14 protein-coding genes are annotated in these 14,866 nt (G+C 60.2%); 12 read left to right on the top strand and 2 right to left on the bottom strand.

Going from position 1 to position 14,866, the window contains the following annotated elements; genetic code table 11:
• Positions 1-147 precede the first annotated feature (147 nt).
• Genes FCL40_RS18675 through FCL40_RS13165 form a run of 11 tightly spaced genes read left to right on the top strand, consistent with a single transcriptional unit; the run spans position 148 to position 11,023 of the window.
• Entirely contained in the window at positions 148-1,035 is an 888-nt protein-coding gene (locus FCL40_RS18675) for a cytochrome c3 family protein (protein WP_205729139.1), read from the top strand.
• A gap of 48 nt (positions 1,036-1,083) precedes the next feature.
• On the top strand, positions 1,084-2,046 hold the full coding sequence (locus tag FCL40_RS13120) for a peptidylprolyl isomerase (protein ID WP_136853756.1): 963 nt from the start codon (positions 1,084-1,086) through the stop codon (positions 2,044-2,046).
• Between the two features lie 21 nt (positions 2,047-2,067).
• Entirely contained in the window at positions 2,068-3,819 is a 1,752-nt protein-coding gene (locus tag FCL40_RS13125; protein ID WP_136853757.1) for a hypothetical protein, read from the top strand.
• A gap of 35 nt (positions 3,820-3,854) precedes the next feature.
• On the top strand, positions 3,855-4,250 hold the full coding sequence (locus FCL40_RS13130; RefSeq protein WP_205729140.1) for a c(7)-type cytochrome triheme domain-containing protein: 396 nt from the start codon (positions 3,855-3,857) through the stop codon (positions 4,248-4,250).
• Positions 4,247-4,873 (top strand): c(7)-type cytochrome triheme domain-containing protein, encoded by a 627-nt coding sequence (locus tag FCL40_RS13135; RefSeq protein ID WP_136853759.1) that lies wholly within the window; start codon positions 4,247-4,249, stop codon positions 4,871-4,873. The genes FCL40_RS13130 and FCL40_RS13135 overlap by 4 nt, the downstream gene beginning before the upstream one ends.
• Complete coding sequence (locus FCL40_RS13140; RefSeq protein WP_136853760.1) at positions 4,870-5,727, top strand: hypothetical protein; 858 nt, start codon at positions 4,870-4,872, stop codon at positions 5,725-5,727. Before FCL40_RS13135 ends, FCL40_RS13140 begins: the two co-directional genes overlap by 4 nt.
• A gap of 17 nt (positions 5,728-5,744) precedes the next feature.
• A complete protein-coding gene (locus tag FCL40_RS13145) occupies positions 5,745-6,335 on the top strand; it encodes a c(7)-type cytochrome triheme domain-containing protein (protein WP_205729141.1) in 591 nt (196 codons plus the stop codon).
• A gap of 10 nt (positions 6,336-6,345) precedes the next feature.
• The gene (locus FCL40_RS13150) at positions 6,346-6,717 is read left to right on the top strand and encodes a c(7)-type cytochrome triheme domain-containing protein (RefSeq protein WP_136853762.1); all 372 of its coding nucleotides are present in this window, start codon (positions 6,346-6,348) and stop codon (positions 6,715-6,717) included.
• Positions 6,711-7,778, top strand: a complete 1,068-nt coding sequence (locus FCL40_RS13155) for an NHL repeat-containing protein (protein WP_136853763.1) — start codon at positions 6,711-6,713, stop codon at positions 7,776-7,778. The genes FCL40_RS13150 and FCL40_RS13155 overlap by 7 nt, the downstream gene beginning before the upstream one ends.
• The gene (locus FCL40_RS13160) at positions 7,765-10,089 is read left to right on the top strand and encodes a cytochrome c3 family protein (RefSeq protein ID WP_136853764.1); all 2,325 of its coding nucleotides are present in this window, start codon (positions 7,765-7,767) and stop codon (positions 10,087-10,089) included. Before FCL40_RS13155 ends, FCL40_RS13160 begins: the two co-directional genes overlap by 14 nt.
• 10 nt (positions 10,090-10,099) lie before the next feature.
• A complete protein-coding gene (locus FCL40_RS13165; RefSeq protein WP_136853765.1) occupies positions 10,100-11,023 on the top strand; it encodes a cytochrome c biogenesis protein ResB in 924 nt (307 codons plus the stop codon).
• On the opposite strand, the gene FCL40_RS13170 is transcribed toward FCL40_RS13165, so the two are convergent.
• On the bottom strand, positions 10,935-11,570 hold the full coding sequence (locus FCL40_RS13170) for a tetratricopeptide repeat protein (RefSeq protein WP_169307122.1): 636 nt from the start codon (positions 11,568-11,570) through the stop codon (positions 10,935-10,937). The two genes, FCL40_RS13165 and FCL40_RS13170, sit on opposite strands and share 89 nt — an antisense overlap.
• A 260-nt stretch (positions 11,571-11,830) precedes the next feature.
• Between FCL40_RS13170 and ccsA the strand changes: the two genes are divergently transcribed.
• Positions 11,831-12,517, top strand: a complete 687-nt coding sequence (ccsA, locus tag FCL40_RS13175) for a cytochrome c biogenesis protein CcsA (protein WP_169307123.1) — start codon at positions 11,831-11,833, stop codon at positions 12,515-12,517.
• Here ccsA and FCL40_RS13180 read toward each other — a convergent pair whose 3' ends face one another.
• The gene (locus FCL40_RS13180) at positions 12,518-14,725 is read right to left on the bottom strand and encodes a bifunctional diguanylate cyclase/phosphodiesterase (protein ID WP_136853768.1); all 2,208 of its coding nucleotides are present in this window, start codon (positions 14,723-14,725) and stop codon (positions 12,518-12,520) included. It lies immediately after the preceding gene.
• Between the last annotated feature and the right edge of the window lie 141 nt (positions 14,726-14,866).

A 14,866-nucleotide genomic window follows, 5' to 3' on the forward strand; every position in this document is an offset into this window, starting at 1 on the left:
CGTCTAATAATCATTTTAAAACAAGACTTTAAACCTGGCATGTTGGTTGCAATCTCCTAGTTGCGAGCGACGTAGATCGCAGTATTAGGAAATCAAAACCGGGGCGGTGTCCCCTGCCAAATTCAAAGGCACCAACAGGAGATGATGATGAAAAGAGCTCTCGTGGGCATGATCTGCCTGACCCTCAGCGGAGGCACACTGGCGGCCAGTATTGTGGACTCCAAACACAACCTGGGGAACATTGGCGGCAACACAGCAAACCGTAACTATACCGACGCCACTCAGGAGGTGTGTGTATTCTGTCATACCCCTCACGGCGGCAGCGCCACCCATAACGGCGAAGCCGTAGCCCCCTTATGGAACAAGGCCGTCACCACCAGCACCTTCCAGACCTACGACAGCCTGGGAACCTCCTCCCTCAAGGGCTCCGTGGCCAACGTCGGTTCGGTCTCCATTGCCTGCCTATCCTGCCACGATGGCTCCCAGGCGATGGATGTGATGATCAACCAGCCGGACAGCGGCGGTTATACCGCCGCCGGTGCCTCCCTGGGTGGCACCTGGACGGCAAATGGTGCGGTGGATGCCGCCACAGGAAAGATGCTGACGGCCAATCCCATCCCTGGTGTGGGCACCGACTTGCGCAACGATCACCCCATCGGCATTCAGTACGCCGGTGGCCTGATCTCCGGGACCGATCACACCAACGCCAGCAACTACCGCAACCCTGACTTTGTGGCGGCGGCCGAGGTGACCATCAATGGCAACCAGATCTGGTATGTCCCGGTACCGGCCAGCAATGCCACCACTGGACTGGCCAACTCAGTCAGCGGTTCCCAGATCAGCCCGGTTGCCGGTACCCGCAACAAGACCGATATGGCGCTCTACACCCGTTCGGTTGCCACCATCGATTCGGGCCGAGCCCAGCCCTACGTCGAGTGTGCCAGCTGCCATGATCCACATCAGGCCAATACGGCCACCTTCCTGCGCATCGATAACACAGGCAGTGCCGTCTGCCTGGCTTGTCACAAGAAGTAATCAACCCAGTGGGGGAGTCTCTCCCCCACTCTTTAGAAGGGAAAGTGGATGTTTGCACGATCCAACTGGTTTGCGGGAGTGGTGCTGGGCCTTCTCATGACGGCCGGGCAGGCCTGGGCCGAGCTCCCTGAGTCCTACTCAACTCCCTACATCAAGATCGACGGCCGTGATCACATGCTGGTGGAGTTTCAGGAGCTTTATCACCACAAGCGCCGCAATCGCTATTTCCACGGAGAACCTCCCGCCAGCCAGCAACAGGCGTTCGTGGATGAGGTACGAAATGAGTGGATTGATCTGATCCTGGTGGAGCGCTTCCTGACCCGGGAGGAGAAGCCGGTCCTGCCCATGGAGTTGATAGCTCAGCAGTTGGCACAGTTCGATGCTCAGATGGCAGATGTGCCCAGCTGGCCTGAGATTCGCGATGCCTACCTGGAGGTGCTGAGGACTCGGCTGGTACGCCAGCACCTGCGGGATCAACACAGAAAGCAGCTGCTGGACCGGGTTGACGTATCCGATGCCGACGTGGAGCTGTACTACCGGCAGAACCCCGACCGCTTTACCGTACCCAAGGCCAACCGGGTGTCGGTGATTCACCTCGGAGTGGATCCCTCGGCCAGTGCCGAGGAGTGGCGCCAGGCCCAGGCCCAGATGGAAAAGCTGCGCAGCGAGGTGGAGTCCGGCGCCGAGTTTGCCGGTCTGGCGGAGATCTACTCCTCCGACTCCAGTGCCGAGTTTGGCGGGGACATGGGGTTTATGCATGCCGGCAGCCTGGCGCCCCTGGTGGAGGAGCAGCTGCAGGGACTGAAGTTGGGTGAGATGACCGATGTGATCTCCCTGCTGAACGGCATTGCATTATTTCGTCTGACCGATCAGCGGCCTGCCAGGCTGCTGCCCTACGATCAGGTTAGCCAGTCGGCGAGAGAGGGATTGCTCGAACAGCGCAGGAAACATGCCTGGGAGGCGTTTATCGCCTCTCTCAGGGAGCAGGCAGAGATCCGTGTGCTGCTTTAACTAGGCGGTGGCGTAGTGGTAATGCGGAGAGAGGCTTGGCCGCTGCTGGTGCTCCTGTGCCAGTGGCCCCTGCCGTCCGGTGCCGTGACCTGGTTCGATCTGCAGCCTTTCCGGTTCGATAACACGGGCTTCGTGGGGCTGTCGGCATCGATATCCGAGTTCGAGGACATCAACGACGAGCGGATCGGGATGATCGCCCGGGACAGGTTCCAGGTGGCCAGCCAGGGTTACCTCTACCGGCCCTGGGTGCTGAGCCTGAATCTGCTGGGCACCCTGGATGCCAACCTGAACCGGTATGATCTCTATGAGGGTGAAACCCGCAACGAGATCAGTGCCGCCCTGGACAGTCAGTGGGTGCTGTTCCCGGAACAGAAGGGGGAGACCAAGCTGAACCTGAACCTGGGACTGACCAACAGCAATGGTTCCGAGGATCGCCGTTATGGTCACCTGAGAGCCAAGGTCAGCAAGGATATCAAAACCGAAAACACCCTGTTCAGCAGTCGCTATGAGCTGCGGCACGAGGAGGAAGCCAGCATCGACCGGGCGTTCAATGCCCACCTGCTGGATCTGACTTACAACGGCAGTTTTCTCAACAGCAGCAACAGCGCCCTCCTCAGCCTGGTGTCTCAGCAGGCCACGACCGACAGCCTGGATAATGGTGAACTGCGGTTGCTCGGTAGCTTTCAGCAGCAGTTCCGCTTCGCCGAACAGGATTACACCCAGTTTCTTGCCAGTTACAGCCTGGTAGATCAGAGCAGTGGCACCCTGAGCGACCTGTTCGAACACGGGCGGCTGAGCAACCTGACCCACTGGGAGCTGGAGGACAACCTTTCCGTGGAGCTGTTCACTCAGGCTTACCGCTCCAGTCAGGAGCTGGAGGAGGGGGAGTGGCCGGAGTCCAAGCCGACCAGGCATGAACAGTGGCTGGTGTCCGCCAACGTCAACCTCGACTACCGCGCCAGCGACCAGCTTGATCTGTTTGCCACCCTCTATGGCGAACGCCATCAGGAGCGACACCATCGGACAGAGCTGGTGAGTGTTGATGGCTTTCAGTCTCAGCAGTCACTCGGTGCGCGCTGGCGCGACTACCTGGACCTGGGGACGTTCCGCTACAGCCTGTTTGGTTCTGCCGTACTGCTGACCCGGCAGGGCACCTATGAGTCCGCCAAGATCGACTGGGACATCAGCCACAGCCTTCGTCGCAGCTGGCCCCTGGGCAAGGGGGAGCTGTCCCTGGCGCTGGCGGAGAACCTCTTCGGTGTCACCACTTTCAAGGGGGAGTCGTCACCAACACTGGTGGGACACCATCTGGATGCCACCTGGCTGCAGACCGATGGGCTCCGCCAACTGGATCTCTATGCCAGGTTGACCGACGAGCGGGAGTTGGCGGATGACCGACGCTGGTATCAGCGCCTGGATACCGGGCTCAGTGGCTCTTTGCAGCTCTCTAGCCACCAGGCTCTGGGTGGAAACCTGCAATTCAGCTGGGACAAGAGCCGGGAGAGGAGCAGGGAGTCCGCCTCAACCGGCAGTGGCTATGGCCGGCTGTGGTATCGCAACGACAGGCTGTCAGGGGTGCGTCATCTCAGGCTGGTATCCACCCTGATGATCCCCTTCGATGACCTCTTCTTCGACGATGGCGACAAGCGTAATGATGTCGCCAGTTTTGAAAACACCCTCAGCTACAACATCGGCAGACTCGAGTCGGAGCTGACTGCCGTGCTCAGCGAGGGAAACCAGTACTACTCGCTGAATCTGAAGCGACACTTTTGATTTCCGGGACCCGGTTGTCCCGAGAGGAAATGGCAATGATGAAACACACTACCTTGGCGATGGCCGCCGTGCTGGGCGCCCTGATGGGCTCCCCCCAAGCGAGGGCTGAGTACGGCGATGTGGTCATGAACAACCATTCCGAACAGAACGGCATCAACCCAGTGGTGTTTCCCCACTGGTTTCACCGTGCCCGCTACGGCTGCAAGGTGTGTCACTCCGATCTGGGCATGGAACTGGAGGCGGGGGCCAATGGCATCAACATGATGACCATTATGGACGGTCAGCACTGCGGAGCTTGCCACAACGGTGAGATCGCCTGGCAGCTGGAGCACTGTGATCTCTGCCATTCGGGTAAGAGCGGCTTGGAGACCCAGGTCCACGGCAGCACGTCAGCCCAACTCAATACCACCCAAGGGGAGGAAGCACGGTGAAACAACTCATTCTGTTACTGGCTTTGATGACTCCGATCCAGCTGCCCGCCCTGGCTGCCAGCGAGGAGGGGGTAACCGCCCGCCAACAGCAGAGCCAGCAGGGCTCGCCCATACGGTTTAACCGCCTGATGCCCAGTGTCGAAGCACGGAATCCACCGCCGGCCCTGGATGGTATCCACGATCCCTCGGTGGATGGGGTATTGATGTTGCAGTCACCCAAGGCGCTGTTCGAGCACCTGCCAAAGCTGGGCAGCGGTAACCGGGTCAACTGGAGCAAGGCCGTGGAGCTTGGGGTGATCAGCCCCAGATTTGATATCAGCAATGACCGAAAAAAGCCCAGGGTCATGAGAACCCGGGTGGTGCGGGAGGTGAAGGGCTTTATGCCGGATGTGATCTTCCCCCATGAGCAGCATACCCGGTGGCTGGATTGCGGCAACTGCCACAAGAGGCTGTTCAAGGCCAAGAACGGCGCCAACCCCATGAGCATGGCCAGCCTGATGATGGGAGAGAACTGCGGTGCCTGTCACGGCAGCGTTGCCTTTGAAATATCCGAGTGTCGAATGTGCCACTCCAAGGGCCAGTCGATGCTCAAGGCGTCGACCGCCAAGGGGGTGACGCCATGAAGACGGCATGTGCCCTACTGTTCCTGGTGCTGTGTCTGGGAAATGCCGAGGCGGCAATCCGTTACGACAACAGCAATAAACCCTCCCGCTACCATCTGGTTTCGCAGCTTATCCAGTATTCAACCGGCGCCGTGCTGGTGCAGAGTAGCTCCGCACCCGAGGTCCAGGTGACCTACCAGGAGGCCATTGACCAGTTCAACCTGGCCACCGATGTCCAGGATCCCGCAGAGATTAACGAACACCTCAACCTGGCCGTTCGCAGCATGTACCGAGCAATCCAACTGGCCACGCCCAGTGAGGTCAAGCGGGACAAGCTGAAGCGCGATTTCCGCGGTCACAATCGCACCTTGGATGAGTTGGCCCAGGCCATCTCCCGTGTGGCGGAAGAGAAGGGGCAGGGAGAGCGTGCCGAGGAGGTGGTGGCCAAGGTGGTGGCCCAGCAGCAACAGGCCCTGTTGATGAGTCAACAAGGGGAGTGGCAGCCGGGAATCGATCTGCTGAAGCAGGCCCAGTCTCTGGCCAAGGAGACCCTGATCCTGATGCGGGGGGATGAGACCCTGGTGAGGAGTTTGAGCTTTTCGTCACCTTTGGAGGAATTCGACTATGAGCGGGATCGCAATGACACCCACTTTATGTTGGTGGAACTCCTCTTGAAAAATAAACTCGATTCAAAGTCTTCCCAAATCAGGGAGCGGTTCTCGTCGCTGGTGGGTGAAGCGCGCGAGAGGCGGGAGTCGGCCGAGCGCCAGTTCCAGGAGGAGAGGCTGCACCAGGCGATAGCCACCCTGGAAGACTCCACCCGCTCGCTGGTCAGGGCGATTCGGCTGGGCGGGGTGTTTATCCCCAGTGCCTGACAATGGGAGAGCAGATGATGAGCAACAGAGTGACAGTCAGTGCGGTGCTGCTGGGCACCTGTCTATTCGCCGCGGGTTTGGTCCAGGCGAAGGACAAGCGGGTTTGGTCTCCCCTGGAGACCGACGGAATTCACGATCCCGATGCGCCTGGGCTGGAGTTGCTGCAGTGGCCGGATGAGGCACTGAGAGCCATGCTGCCCGACCATCCCGGGATCGGCAACCAGGTGGACTGGCTGAGGGCCACCTCTGCGGGGCAACTGCGGCCGGTGGATGCCCTCTATGAAGTGACCCGGGTGCGGCAGAGGGACAAGGATATTGTGATGGGGCGCACCGGCGAGATGGCCATGGTTCGTTTTCCCCATGGTTCCCACTCCCGGGAGATGGATTGCGATAACTGCCACGACCAGTTCTTTGTGGCCAAGGCCGGGGCAAATCACGCCAACATGTTTTCCATCCTGGCCGGGGAGAACTGCGGCCGCTGTCATGGGGCAGTGGCCTTCCCCCTCACCGAGTGTCGCCGATGCCATACGGATGAGCGTGGCGGTGGGACGGTTCCCGGTGTTCAAGCCGGTCAGGGGCGGCAATACGATCCCGTAGTGACCCGGTAAAGGAGAGGCGATGAAGCGAATCTGGAGATCGACACTGGTTATCGGTGTCCTGCTGGCACCCATGGTCAGGGCGGAATATGGCGATGTGCTGCTCAACCGTTACGCCGAAGCCAATGGTGAGCGCCCGGTGGTGTTCTCTCACTGGTTCCACCGGGCCAGGGTGAGCTGCAAGGTGTGCCACTCCGAGCTGGGGTTTGCCATGAAGGTGGGGCGGAACGACGTCACCATGGGCGATATCGTCCAGGGGCAGTTTTGTGGCATGTGCCATAACGGTGATCTGGCCTGGAGTACCGAACGCTGCCAGCTCTGTCATACCGGTAAGGCCGGGAACCCCACCCAAATTTTCGGCGGCCATAAGACTGCGGGTCCCTCCCTATGGTAAGAGTTCTGCTGTTGGCAATGATCCTGCTGCTGACCGGCTGTGCCAGCGGGCCCCAGTCTTCCAGCTTGCGGCTGCTCACTCCTTCGGAGCAGCTGCCGTTGATGTGGCCCGATGGTGACCGCGCCCGCTACCGTTTTTTGGGCGACCTGGTGGGGGAAGCCAATCTGCAGTCGGAGTCGAATCGGAATAACGGTTGGCAGAAGGCGCTGGAGTGGCTGGTGGGCCAGTCCGACGCGCCTCTTCTCAGGCTTCAGCGTCCTCAGGGACTCACCGTTGATGAACGAGGCTGGGTCTATGTGGTGGATGTGGGAGCCGCTGCCCTCCTGGCGTTCGATACCCGCGGCGGCCAGGTTCACCGCTGGGGCAGTTATGGTCAACGGCAGTGGCGCACACCGCTGGATGTGGTGCTCAAGGGTGAGGAGCTGTTGATCAGCGACGCCGACTGCCGCTGCATCTGGCGTATGGACAGATCCTCGGGACGCCATCTGGGACGCTGGAGTTTGCCCGGAGCGACCCGGCCCGTGGGGCTGGCATGGGCGGCAGATTGGCAGCAACTTTTCGTCGCCGACAGCCAGGGGCACCGCATCCTGGTGTTGGACCGGCAGGGACAGTACCTGGCCTCCATGGGGCAACGGGGGACCGCGCCGATGCAGTTCAACGGCCCGACTTTCCTGGCTTATCAGTCCGGAAAGCTGCTGGTGTCGGACACCCTCAATGCCCGTCTGCAACTGATTGACCTGGCCCGCAACCAGGCCAGGGTCATCGGCCAGCGGGGCAGCCGGGTGGGCAATCTGGCACGTCCCAAGGGGGTTGCCTTCGACTCCGAGGGACATCTGTATGTGGTGGAGTCCTATTTCGACCATCTGCTGGTGTTTGATTCGGGGGGGCGTTTGCTGTTGCCCCTGGGGGGGGCCGGCAGCGAGCCTGGCAGCTTTACCCTGCCCAGCGGCCTCGCGGTCGACGGCAGTGACCGTGTCTATGTGGCCGACATGATGAACGCCAGGGTGTCCGTGTTTCAGTATCTGGGAGAGAACCGAGGAGGCCACGATGGCGATGAGTAACTGGAGCGGAGTTCTCCTGCTGCTGGCTTGCTGGGGCACGCCCGCCGGGGCCAGCAGCATCTATTTCACCAAGCACAACCTGTCTGCGGGCTCCGGCAACGAGGTCAGGGCCAGCGGAGAGGATCAGCTGTGCGTGTTTTGTCACACCCCCCACGGTGCGGCAAGCAGTGCCCAGGCGCCACTGTGGAACCGGCAACTGCCACAGGGGGCCAGCTACCAGGCCTACAGCTCCTCATCATTGCAGGCGACCACTGAGGCGCCCGGAGGTGCCTCCAAACTCTGCCTCTCCTGCCATGACGGCACCCTGGCCATCGGCGCGGTGAATGTCGCCAACGGCCAGGTCGCCCCCACCCTGACCATGACCGGGGCGGCGGCCGGGGGCATGATGCCCTCCGGTGGCGGCCTGACCACAGGCAATACCCGCAACCTGGGGACCGATTTGAGCAACGACCATCCCATCTCCTTCACCTTCGATACGGAACTGGCAGCCCGGGATGGTGAGCTCTATGACCCCGAGGCGGTGGCCCACATCGGTACTCGCAGTGGTGGCGACTACCCCCTGCTGCCGCTGGATCATGACAGCAAGGTGCAGTGCACCAGCTGCCACGACCCTCATCAGTATGACGAGGCCACCGGCAACACCAAGTTTCTACGCGGGCAGAGGCTGCAGCAGCAACCGCCCGGTGGTGCCGGATTCGATGCCGCCAACGACATGATCTGTCTGGGGTGTCACCAGAAGTCGGGGCGGGCCTGGTCCGAGTCGGTACACGCCAGTAACCTGACCGCCTCCTACAGCTATACCGACACGGCCGCCGATGAGCGCGGGTTTCCGCTGGGTACCAAGGTGTGGCAGGCCGGCTGCCTCAACTGCCACGATTCCCACACGGTCCAGGGCGCCAAGCGACTGCTCCGGGAAGGGACCGACAGCCTGGCGACCCCCAAGGCCGGGGGCAACCCGGCGCCGGAGGAGACCTGCTATCAGTGCCATTCTAGTTTGTCGAACCGGGCGGTACAGGAGCTGGGCATCGCCGATATCCGCTCAGATTTTGTCAACAAGAGCCGGAGGATGCCCATTACCCGAGATCATCAGCAGCGGGACCACCCTCATGACATCGAAGACGCCAACCTCAATGAATCTAGGGAGAAGCTGGGGCGAAATCAGCCGAGCAACCGCCACACCACCTGTACCGACTGCCATAACCCGCACAGGGTGATCCGGGCACCGCTGCTCAACGCCGGCGCGCCGGCGTCTCAGGGCACCCACACCCATGCCTCGGGCACCCTACACAGCAACCTGGCTTCCGGTGCCCTGCGGGGTTCCATCGGCGTCGAGCCGATCTATGCCAACGACACCTTCGAGCCGGATCCCATCGCTGCGGATGCCCTCATCGCCTTTCAGGTGAAACAGGGAGCGCCCCAGGCCGGCGCCAGTACCGATGTCAACCAGCCCTACGTGACCCGGGAGTACCAGGTATGCCTGAGGTGTCACTCCAACTACGGCTTCGGTACCCTGCCTCCCACCGCCGGCGACAGCGGCGGCGGTACCCCCTACGGCACCAACGGCCTGGCGCAGTACACCAACCAGGCGATGGAGTTCAACCCTCCGCTGGCGGACCGGGGTGAGCCAGGGGGCAACCACAGATCCTGGCACCCGGTCATTGGCCCCACCGGGCGAACCGATGCGGTGCGCCGCTCTGGCGCCAGGAACTCCTGGAGTGCGCCCTGGAATCAGAGCGGTGCCCTGGGCAATCAGACCATGTACTGCTCCGACTGCCACGGCAGCGACCACAGTGCCACCGGCAGCGGCGGGGCTCCGGCGGCCGGCAGTCCCTGGGGCCCCCACGGCTCCAACAACAACTTCATCCTCAGGGGCAGTTGGAGCAATCCGGAGAACCCCTTCGGCACCGGTGCCATCTGCTTCAAGTGCCATTCCACCGGCTACCGGCGCAAGGACGGGCTCTCCAGTTCCGGCTTCTGGGGGGGCGGCCGTGGAGACTTGCACGGTTACCACGCCGACAACGTGCGGCGCACCGACAGCCCAAGGGATCAGATGCGCTGCACCATGTGCCACGTCGCCGTGCCTCACGGCTGGAAGAACAAGGCGTTTCTGGTCAACCTCAACGATGTGGGCCCCGAGGGGGGGCAGGCGATCGGCACCAATGTCAGCGGGCGGAGTTACACCAACGGCCCCTACTACCGCAAGGCCTACCTGAGAATACGCAACTGGCGTCCCAGCGGCAGCTGGCGGGAAAACGATTGTGGTAAGAGCGGAAGCTATGGCCGAGACTGGATGCGCAACACCTGTGGTTAGGGTGCTGCAGGTGTTGGCCTCTCTCAGGCTCACCGTGGCGGCCATCCTCGCCCTGATCCTGGGGTTGATGCTGGTCTCTGGTCGGGGCTGGCCCCTGGCTGCGACCCTGACGCTTCCGGCACTGCTATTATGGCTCAACCTGGGTGCTGCGCTGGCGGTGTTTCCGGTATTTCGCCGGTCGTTGTCCCTGACCCTGTTTCACCTGGCGCTGATGCTGATGCTGCCCCTGGCCCTGGTGGCCGGACGCTTTCACTTTGCCGGGCATTTCGAGCTGCCGGAGGGGGCGGCATTCGATCCCGGGCGGCTGGTGATCGACCGGCAGGGCCCCTGGTACACTCCGGGGTTGTCCGCTTTAAACCTGACCCTGGACAGCATCAGTGCCAGCTATGCCGAGGGCCTCAGGCCTCAACATATCCGCGCCAGGGTTCGTCTCAACGGTGATGGCAAGGTGATCGCCGAGGGCAGGCCGCTCCACTGGCAGGGCTACCGACTCTATGTGACCAAAAACGTTGGTTTCTCAGTTAACCTCGACTACCTGGCCAGCAATGGAAGCCGGCATAACCTCTCGGTTAATTTTCCCTGGTTCCTGGGTAATGAGCTGGCCCAGGCTCAGGAACTGACCCTGGGCGGAGATCGCTTGTGGCTGAAGCTGGATGGGTTGGAGGCGGTGTTTGATGATTCCCTGGCGGTGTCGCCCCTCCGTTTGCCTGCGAGGCCGAAACTGGTGGTACGCCGCCAGGAAACGCGCCGCGTGCTGTCACTGGGACAGAAGGCCGGCCTGGGACAGGGAACCCTGGTGTTTCGCGGCGTCCACTTCTGGCAGGGGTTTAAGGTGCAACACGATCCTAGCCGGCACTGGATGCTGGCGCTGGTGCTGCTGATGCTGGGCTCTCTGAGCTGCTTCCTGGTTCGGCGTCATGTGTTGCGTCGCTGAGTTGAGTTTCCCACAGCCAAAGTGCCGCTCGGGCGCGGCTGGCAAACTGATCGTCCCGCCGCAGATGAAGGTAGGTTCTCATATGGCCGATGGCTGCGGCCAGCTGTTGTCGCTGTTCCAGGACCAGGGCGAGGCCATAATAGGCGTTCGCCTGGTCGGGGTTCATCTCCAAGGCGTGTTCGAAGGCCGCCCCGGCCTCCGGCCAGCGCAGCAGACCAATCAAAGTAAACCCCAGGTTTACCTGGGCTTCGGCAACGGTGGGGTTATCGGCAATAAATCGATGCCAGGCCACCAGCGCCCCCTCGAGGTGACCCAGGGTCATCAGTTGCACCGCCTCTTCAAACCTCTTCAGCCTGAGCCGCTGTTGCTGTTGTCTTGCATGTTCACTGCCGTTGAGGGCACCACTGACATAGGACTGAGGGGAGGGCGCGGGATCGGCAGCCTCTGCCGCAGGGGAGAGCGGGGGCGAAACCAGGTGCTCGAGTGTCAGGATAATCATGGCAGCCGACAGCAGGACTGCCAGGGCCACGGGGCGTTTGTCTCGCATTATGTGCAGCCAAAAATAAAAAGTGTATACCGCCTGAGATTGGATAACAGATCCCGGCGACCTGAAAGAAATTATATGGTTTTCGCCAGGGCGAAACAAAGGGTGATATATCGTCTTTCTCATTTATTTGATCACGGAAATTGCATAACGTGCCTGAATTGATCATTTTATCTTTGGGGTTGGCTCTCTATATTTTTGCCACCCTCGTAGCCTTGGTGTTTATTTCCTCTAGCCGCTCCGCTCCCCCATGGATAGGCGCCTTGGTTGGTCTTGGCTGGATACTGCACTCTCTCTCCCTGCTGATGCGCTGGCTGGTGCTGGGGCACGGTCCCTTCGTGACCCTGTTTGAGGTGCTCTCCGGCAACCTGTGGAGCCTGGTGCTCGCCTGGCTTGTGGCCTGGTGCGCTTGCCCAAGATTCCGGGGAGGTTGGGTTGCGGCGATGCCTGTGTTGGCGCTGATGGGGGTGTGGATCCCGACAACCCCGGCCGAAGGCAGTGTCCTGCCCGCGACCTTCTATACCCCCTGGCTCTATGTTCATTCATTGACCGGGCGAGTGTTTCTGGCCGCGCTGATGCTGGCTTTGGGGTTGGTGCTGGCCCAGTGGTTATCGGCCCGCTCGGACCGGCTGGTGCCACTGTCAGTGGTTCAGGGGGAGAGAGCGGTGGATGCCCTGTTGCTGATGGCGTTACTGTTTGATGGTTTAATGCTGGTCTCCGGGGCGATCTGGGCCGAAAACGCCTGGGGTCAGTATTGGGGGTGGGATCCGTTGGAGGTCTGGGCGTTGATCACCTGGCTGATGGTCGGCTTGGCAATCCACGTCAGGTTGGTGGTTCCATCCGGCCCCGGCTGGTCGCTGATGGCGGTTGCAGCTGCCTTTGCGGTGGCCTTCGTGACCTTTTTTGGTGTTCCCTTTCTCTCCATGGCACCGCACATGGGGGTGTTTTGATCAGAGCCTCTGTTGTGCCTGTTGGCGAGGACTCATCTGCTGTTTCTGCCGTTTGAGTGTGGCGACCGCCTGGTCCATCTCCATGGGCCGGTGATAGAAGAAGCCCTGGCAGATGACGTCCGGATAACCGGTGACGAAATGGTGTTGGGAGTTGGTTTCGATCCCCTCTGCGATCACCTTAAGCTGGAGGTGGTTAGCCAGGGCAATGATGGTCTTGGCGATGCCGGTGTCCACCTGATCTGTCAGCACCCCTTCGATGAAGGAGCGGTCGATCTTCAGTTCGTCCACGGGTAACCGCTTCAACTGATGCAAGCTGGAGTAACCGGTGCCGAAATCATCGATGGAGATGCGTACGCCAAAGCTCCGCAGTCGCTCCAGTGTTTGTGAGGCCTGCTCCTGGCTTTCAATGAAGGTGGTTTCGGTGATCTCGAAGGTAAAACAGGAGGGGGGAGTACCAACGTTGAGAATGTTGTCCTTGATGGTGTGGTAGAGGGAGGGCTCCTTCAGTTGCTTGGCAGACAGGTTGACCGACATCTGCACGTTGCGTCCAAGCACATTGGTAAAGGCACATTGAGCACGACAGGCCTGTTTGATCACCTCTGCGCCAATCTCCTGTATCAGATCCAGGTTTTCGGCCAACTGGATAAACCGGGCAGGGGCTTCGATCTCACTCTGGCTGCGACGCCACCTCAGTAGCGCTTCAAAGCCGATGATCACCCCGCTTCCGGGGCAGACCTGGGGCTGGTAGACCAGGAAGAACTGGTCCTTTGCCAAGGCACTTTTCAACTGCTTCTCCAGCTCCCTGCGTTCCAGCAGTTTGTACTCCATTGACTGGTTGAAGAAACTGATATTGGAGTTGAGCCCCTGATCCGACTCCAGGGCGATGAGGGCCCGGCTCAGCAGGACATCGGCTTCCAGGCCATCCTTGATAACCAAGCTGATGCCAAATCGGCACTGGAGGGTGACCTCGCCACCATTGACCGGGTAGGCCTTGGTCATGGCTCCCGCCAACTTATTGGCGGCGATCCAGACGTCGTTCATGCAGCTAAAGTTATCGATAGCCAGGCCAAACGTGTCTTGGTCAAGCTGTCCCAACAGGTCGGTCTTTCGGCTGAGTGTTCGCAATTGGCTGGAGATCTGCTGCATCAGCTGCAGGTTGTCATCGGAGCTCAATGTCAGTTGCAACTGCTTCAGTTGACTGAAACGGATGACAATCAGCGCTGACAATCCATTTTGGGCATGGAACAGCTGGTAACGCATGTGCAACTGCTTGAGAAAGCTTCTGCGGTTAAAGAGTCCGCTCCTCAAATCAGTTTGCTCCAGGGTGTTCATCTTGGCCTGGGTTTTGGCCAACTTCTCCCCCAGGTGCGATGGGTGGCTAAAGATGTGGCGGTTGATATAGAAGAAGGAGAGGCTCAGTAGCAACAGGGTGCCGTAGGAGAGCAATATGGGGAAACTGAAATTTTGGTGCTCGCGGGCCAACTGCAGGTTCCAGGGGGCGAGCGGGTTCAGGGGCAGGGTCAGGGTATCCTGGTTGGGACCGAGCTGATCGCCGTAGAGAGTCGAGGCGTTGAGGCTGTGGGTCAGCGCCAGGGTCATTCCGGCACTGCGCAGTGCCGTTAGGCCGGTCTCCTGGGCAAATCTGTCCATCTCTACCATGGCGGTGACGAATCCCCAGAATCGCTTGCCTTTGCTGCCGGGAAGAAAGACGGGCTTACGCAGGAAGAATGAGTAATTGGACTGAAGTGTCTTGTAGGGGCCGGACAGGACGGTTTGCTGGATATTGATGGCGTTGAGGACATCCTGTTGGCGCTTGTCATCCAGCAGCAGATTATGGCCTATGGCGCGGCGGTTGTTGCCCAGGGGATAGATGGCTTTGACTATGGCGTCAGGGGCCAGCTGAAGGTTGGAGACCGCTGGAGCCAGAGCCAGATAGGTGGGTGCCAGGGTATTGAGCCGGGTTTGGCCGATCTCAGGGTTGGCCTGAATCTCCTGGTCAAGGGCGGTCAATATCGAGACAATATCGTCTAACTGACGATTAAGATCCGTCAACTGGTGTTGTGCGATGGCTTCCAGGTGCCACTGGTCGTTCTCTTGCCAACGTTGAAGCTGATCCTGAATGATGCCTCCCCCACAAAGGATGGTGATCAGGGTCAGCAGCCAGGGAGAGAGTGAGCGAGCAGGCAACCTGGGAAACATAGCACGCATAAGATACCGTTGATAACCACTCCAATGTGATGAATGTGATTATATGTATTTAGCAACAATTGTGGTCAATATTCGCGTCAAATAATCCGATTTAGTTGAACTTGATCATGCTTGTTATTTCTCAAAACTGAGAAATAAACT

This window comes from Ferrimonas sediminicola (assembly GCF_005116715.1).
GTDB lineage: Bacteria > Pseudomonadota > Gammaproteobacteria > Enterobacterales > Shewanellaceae > Ferrimonas > Ferrimonas sediminicola.

Coding starts and splice junctions, on each gene's coding strand:
- FCL40_RS13155 (WP_136853763.1), top strand. CDS start 6,711: ATGGTAAGAGTTCTGCTGTTGGCAATGATCCTGCTGCTGACCGGCTGT.
- FCL40_RS13145 (WP_205729141.1), top strand. CDS start 5,745: ATGAGCAACAGAGTGACAGTCAGTGCGGTGCTGCTGGGCACCTGTCTA.
- FCL40_RS13170 (WP_169307122.1), bottom strand. CDS start 11,570: ATGCGAGACAAACGCCCCGTGGCCCTGGCAGTCCTGCTGTCGGCTGCC.
- FCL40_RS13160 (WP_136853764.1), top strand. CDS start 7,765: ATGGCGATGAGTAACTGGAGCGGAGTTCTCCTGCTGCTGGCTTGCTGG.
- FCL40_RS13125 (WP_136853757.1), top strand. CDS start 2,068: ATGCGGAGAGAGGCTTGGCCGCTGCTGGTGCTCCTGTGCCAGTGGCCC.
- FCL40_RS13180 (WP_136853768.1), bottom strand. CDS start 14,725: ATGCGTGCTATGTTTCCCAGGTTGCCTGCTCGCTCACTCTCTCCCTGG.
- FCL40_RS13150 (WP_136853762.1), top strand. CDS start 6,346: ATGAAGCGAATCTGGAGATCGACACTGGTTATCGGTGTCCTGCTGGCA.
- FCL40_RS18675 (WP_205729139.1), top strand. CDS start 148: ATGAAAAGAGCTCTCGTGGGCATGATCTGCCTGACCCTCAGCGGAGGC.
- FCL40_RS13140 (WP_136853760.1), top strand. CDS start 4,870: ATGAAGACGGCATGTGCCCTACTGTTCCTGGTGCTGTGTCTGGGAAAT.
- FCL40_RS13130 (WP_205729140.1), top strand. CDS start 3,855: ATGATGAAACACACTACCTTGGCGATGGCCGCCGTGCTGGGCGCCCTG.
- FCL40_RS13120 (WP_136853756.1), top strand. CDS start 1,084: ATGTTTGCACGATCCAACTGGTTTGCGGGAGTGGTGCTGGGCCTTCTC.